Origin of the sequence: Limnohabitans sp. Rim28, assembly GCF_000293865.2 — a bacterium.
GTDB lineage: Bacteria > Pseudomonadota > Gammaproteobacteria > Burkholderiales > Burkholderiaceae_C > Limnohabitans_A.
This window is the reverse complement of the sequence record NZ_ALKN02000033.1, coordinates 1-4,077: the sequence shown is the minus strand read 5'-3', so window position 1 is coordinate 4,077 and position 4,077 is coordinate 1. Positions and strand designations below refer to the sequence as shown.

General features: G+C 56.2%; 6 protein-coding genes. 2 read left to right on the top strand and 4 right to left on the bottom strand.

What is annotated here, in order from left to right; genetic code table 11:
* Positions 1–50: 50 nt before the first annotated feature.
* Together motA and B472_RS16655 are read right to left on the bottom strand one after the other, a co-directional pair.
* Positions 51–914: a flagellar motor stator protein MotA gene (gene motA, locus B472_RS16660; RefSeq protein ID WP_019428380.1), complete on the bottom strand. Its 864-nt coding sequence runs from the start codon at positions 912–914 to the stop codon at positions 51–53.
* Positions 915–929: 15 nt separating this feature from the next.
* The gene (locus B472_RS16655) at positions 930–1,112 is read right to left on the bottom strand and encodes a hypothetical protein (protein ID WP_019428379.1); all 183 of its coding nucleotides are present in this window, start codon (positions 1,110–1,112) and stop codon (positions 930–932) included.
* Positions 1,113–1,198: 86 nt separating this feature from the next.
* Between B472_RS16655 and B472_RS16650 the strand changes: the two genes are divergently transcribed.
* Together B472_RS16650 and B472_RS16645 are read left to right on the top strand one after the other, a co-directional pair.
* Positions 1,199–2,125, top strand: coding sequence for a GNAT family N-acetyltransferase (locus B472_RS16650; RefSeq protein ID WP_019428378.1), 927 nt, complete (start codon positions 1,199–1,201; stop codon positions 2,123–2,125).
* Positions 2,126–2,139: 14 nt separating this feature from the next.
* A complete protein-coding gene (locus tag B472_RS16645) occupies positions 2,140–2,544 on the top strand; it encodes a surface-adhesin E family protein (RefSeq protein ID WP_238147478.1) in 405 nt (134 codons plus the stop codon).
* Between the two features lie 24 nt (positions 2,545–2,568).
* Here the strand turns inward: B472_RS16645 and B472_RS16640 are convergent, their stop codons facing one another.
* Together B472_RS16640 and B472_RS17040 are read right to left on the bottom strand one after the other, a co-directional pair.
* Entirely contained in the window at positions 2,569–3,546 is a 978-nt protein-coding gene (locus B472_RS16640; protein ID WP_019428376.1) for a hypothetical protein, read from the bottom strand.
* Entirely contained in the window at positions 3,543–4,046 is a 504-nt protein-coding gene (locus tag B472_RS17040) for a hypothetical protein (RefSeq protein WP_133176138.1), read from the bottom strand. Before B472_RS17040 ends, B472_RS16640 begins: the two co-directional genes overlap by 4 nt.
* Positions 4,047–4,077: the final 31 nt, after the last annotated feature.

Sequence of the window (4,077 nt, the reverse complement as noted above, 5' to 3'; positions counted from 1 at the left end):
CGCAGCGGCTTCGTCTGCTTTGGCGTCGGCTGGGGGTTTTTCTTCGGCCATCAACTGCCTCGCATGCCGTCAAAGACTTCAGAGAAGCTCGGTTGACAGTGGTGTGCCAAACAGGCCCGGGCCGATTCAATGACCAAAGGCTGTGGGTGGCCTTTGAGGTTGCCCACGATCATTTCGCGGATCACATCGTAAGCTTGCGCGTCTTCGTTGATGATTTGCGTCAAGCGGCCAGAAAAGGGCTCGAACATGCCGTAAGCCAAGAACACGCCCATCAGGGTGCCCACCAAGGCCGATCCAATCAGGGCGCCCAAAACCGGTGGCGGCTGGTCAATCGATCCCATGGTTTTCACCACACCCAACACGCAAGCCACAATACCCAAAGCGGGCAGACCGCCAGCGATGCCTGCCAAAGCGCCAGGTGCCAAAAGGGCCTCGTGGTGGTGGACCTTGATGGCTTTCTTCATCAAATCGTCCAAGGCGTCGGCATCCAAATTGCCCTGCGAGATGACCATCAAACGCAGGGGGTCGCAAATCATTTGAACAATCGAGTGGTCTTTGGCCAATTTGGGGAATTCGCCAAAAATGGGGCTGGCGTCTGGGTTTTCCACGTGGGATTCCAAGGCCACGATGCCCTCTTTTTTCATCACGCCTTGCAGCTTGCCGATCAAGAGCATCAGCGCCAAATAATCGGCTTGGTGCCATTTGGGGCCCTTGATGCAGGTGCCGATGCCGGCCATGGCGGCTTTGAAAACAGGAAAGCTGTTGGCCACCAGCGAGGCACCAATGGCCGAGCCACCGATGATCAAAAACTCAAAAGGCGCGGCTTTGATGATGGGTGCCATCTTGCCGCCGGCAATCACGTAGCCCCCAAAGACGGCTCCAAAAACAACGGCTAAACCGATAAAGAAAAACATGATGGCCCTTTTGTTTTAGACAATGCACCAAACACCGATGCACCAACCCAACGCCCATTGAAAGAAAAAATCCAGCAAATTACCCAAAACCAAGACTGGAAGACCCAAGTAAAGTGCCAACCAAGCCCAACCTGAGGGGGTCAGTCGCGACTTCGGAATGTCGTGTCCGTGGATGGCGGTTTTGGCTTTGGAAATCATCGTTTTTCAAGGCGATTCGACACGTATAAATCGACATAAGTCGAACGTTCTTGAATGAATTTAAAAAATTTGCCTATTATGACAATATGAACATTGAATGGAAGTTTGCGTCCCCCGACATTTGGGCCCCATTTCACCGTGAACATCGGGGTGCTTTGCAGCAGTCTTGGGCCTACGGCGAGGCCTTGATGTCTTTGGGTATCCGGGTCGAGCGCGCGGTGTTTTGGGATGAGGGCCGCCTGATGGGCGTGGCCCAATTCATGTGCCGACGGTTTCTGGGCTATGTGTCCATGGCTTCTTGCACGCGCGGGCCTGTGTGGCATCCCGATGTGACGCCGGCGCAGCGGGCACAGATCTACCAGTTGCTCAAGCGGTCCTTGCCATTGCCCCCTTTTCGGGTCATGCTGGTCTCTCCGGACGAGACGGTTGCGCAGTTGGCCCCCGAAGCACTCAAAGGTTTCTCGCGTGTGATGACCGGCTATGCCACGGCCTACCTGGATCTGAGCTTGCCGCTTGAGGTTTTGAAGTCCAACATGGACGGCAAGTGGCGCAACCGGCTCAACAAGGTGTTGACCCACGACAAACTCCAGGTCCATGCGGTACCGAGTTTGAAGCGGAGCACTTGGCTGCTGGGCAAAGAGGCCGACCAGCGGGAAGCGCGCCAATTCCATGGGCTGCCGACCGACTTCGTGCCCGCTTACATTGAGCAATGCGCCAGCCCTCAACAAGCCTTTGTGGTGGTGTATGCCGAACTGGGCAAAGAGACTGTGGCGGGCATGCTTTTTTTGATCCATGGACAGGTGGCCAGTTACCATATGGGATGGGCCAATGATGAGGGCCGTGCTTTGAATGCGCACAATGCGCTGCTTTGGAAAGCCATGGCTTATCTGAAAGCACAGGGCGTCAGCCGCTTGGATTTGGGCGGTGTCAACACCCACGACTTGCCCGGCATTTCGCGGTTTAAATTGGGCGCCGGGGGACATGTGGTGACCCTTGCAGGAACTTTTTTTTGAGATGGAACATGAACATGTTGGGCTTTTCAAAAAGATCGCACATTCGAATGGCCTTGCTGGCGCTGCTGGCCTTGTCTGCTTTGGGGCCACAGGGGGCCATGGCCTGGACGCGCATTGGTGAAACACCCGAGGTAACGCTTTTTGTCAACCGCAACAGCATCGAAAAAGCCGACCGGATTCGCAAAGTCTGGGAGATGCAAGACCTGAAAACGGCCGATCCCGATGGGGTCAGATCTCGTCGCTACCTGAACGAATACGACTGCGAATACAAAATGCACCGCGTGGGTCAAATGACCAGTTATGCGGGCCCCAAGATGACGGGCCAGGTGGTGGCCACGGTCAATGAAATGGGTTATTGGCGAAAGATCCCACCGGACGGCGTCTTTGTTTTGACTTACATCGCCGTTTGCATCCAGTGAAGCATTCAACCCGTTTTTCATGGTTTATTTGGACCCAGTAGAGCTGCTTTGAGGGCCGGCTGCTGGGGCTGAATCGGCTGGCTTGGGGGGCGCGACACGGGGAAACTGAACCGCTTTTTCACGGGATTGTGTGCTGTTGTTTTTCTGCAGCGTCTCCAGATAGCGCTCTTTTTGCAAAGTCACCAGGGCTTCGACATCGCGGTTCAATTTGTCGACGTTGCCCACAGCACCTTTCAAAGCTTTGACCTCGGTGCCCAGTGCTTGTACGGCGCCGGCTTGGGTCTGCAACTTGCTGTTGATCCCTTGCACTTGTTTGAGCAAGTTGTCGCTGGTGGCCGCCACTTGTTTGGCAGTTTCTCCCGGCACGCCCTGCACCAAGGTTTCAGACTTTTTCAGGGCTTCGTTGATGCGGGTTTCCAGTTGCCCTTGGGTTTTGGCCTGCTCCACTTGTTGCGCTGTCAGTGACTCGATGCTTTTGTTGATCACATCGAGCGACTCCAGACCGGCATTGAGGTCCACCACCCGCTTGCCGACGGCCAGCATCATGCTGTCCAGTTGGTTGATGCGGCTGTTCATGCGAACGCCCATGGTCAAAAAGAAAATCAGGCAGATGATCAGCAAACCGCCCGTTGCGGCCAAAAGAATCAAGGCTTTTTTGTGACCGGTTTCGGTCAAAGTCCGAAACTCACCCGTTGCGGCGTGCATGTCGCGGCTGGCCGCTGCAGCGGCAGTGGCCGACTTGGTCGCGATGTGGGCAGAGTCGAGCACCACTTGGGCCAGTGCTTGGTACTGCTGGTAGGCGCGTTCATCCACGGCGCTGGCCGCATGTGCCGTTGGCCCCGTCGCAGCCTCTGCTTTGGTGGGGGCTTTGGCAGCGGGCGAAGGGGGCGCTGCGGCCGCAGCGGGTTTGTCCATCAGCACCGGCTCAGTAGGTTCAGCAGGTTCGGTGATGGGGGTGTCCACCAAAACGGGCTCAGTGGGGGTGAAGTTGGCTTCGCTCATGGCGTGGCTCCTCGCAGGGTTCGGGTGGTAGGAAGACGCTGAAGTTGTTCGGTCAACTGTGCGTTGAGGGCTTGAAGTTCTTCAATGCGGGCTTTGACGGGGTTGTCTTGCTCCCAAACCGGCAAGACGGGCGCCGCAGGCAAAGATGTCTCCCTCGCCGCATGGATCTTGACGCCGCTGGTGTTTCGAGGTTTTCGGGAGGCTGTTTTGGCCGCCGGTTTGCGTTGGGCTTTGGGCGGTTTGGCCGCCACAGGGACTTTGGATGCGGCAGGCGCTGGCGTGGGTTCAGGGGCTTCAAGCGCCTTGGATGTTGCGGCTTTACGGGGCTTGACCGCTTTGACTTCAGGGGCCAGTTGTATGTTGTTCAAAGGCTCGGGTGTTTTTGGCGTATCCGGCGAGCTCGGTTTTTCGGGTGTGGATTTTCTTTGGGCAACGCTAGAGCCTTCGGTCACTTGGACAGAATGCGGCTTATCGCTTCGGATCAAAGTTGATTTTTTCATGGTGTACCAAGGCCTTGTCAGCGATTAGCGG